Source organism: Rhizobium sp. 18055 (genome assembly GCF_902706285.1).
GTDB lineage: Bacteria > Pseudomonadota > Alphaproteobacteria > Rhizobiales > Rhizobiaceae > Rhizobium.
In genome coordinates this window covers 1-444 of record NZ_CACSKD010000273.1, presented here as the reverse complement: position 1 = coordinate 444, position 444 = coordinate 1, and the positions used below count along the sequence as shown (strand labels likewise).

The window sequence follows — 444 nt, the reverse complement described above, 5'->3', positions numbered from 1 at the left end:
GCCTGGACCTGGTGCTGAAGATCCTGCGCGATGCGCCGCTGCACCTGAGCCAGGACGGCCTGCTGATCTGCGAGGTCGGCGAGTCCGAGCGCGCGCTGGTGAAGCTGCTGCCGGACGTCGAGTTCGCGTGGAACGCATTCAAGGTCGGGCAGATGGGCATCTTCGCGGTCGAATGCGCCGAGCTGATCCGCCACAACGCCCACATCAGCGAACTCGCCGGCGCACGGAAATAAGGCCGCACGCCGCGCGCGATGCGGGCAGCGGTTGCGACTGCAACCGTCGCGGCGGGCGTTGGCGCACTGCACAATAGGGCGGCCGGCATGCGATGCTTCAACGCCCGGCACCGGTAGTTCCACCCGCGGAGCGGCGCTTGAGCAGCAACAGTTTCGGAAAACTCCTCACGGTCACCACGTACGGCGAATCGCACGGGCCGGCGATCGGCTG

1 pseudogene is annotated in these 444 nt (G+C 67.6%); it reads left to right on the top strand.

Annotated elements, in window-relative coordinates:
- Positions 1-233 (top strand): annotated as a pseudogene (locus GVL52_RS29075) (50S ribosomal protein L3 N(5)-glutamine methyltransferase); the annotation flags it as partial.
- Between the last annotated feature and the right edge of the window lie 211 nt (positions 234-444).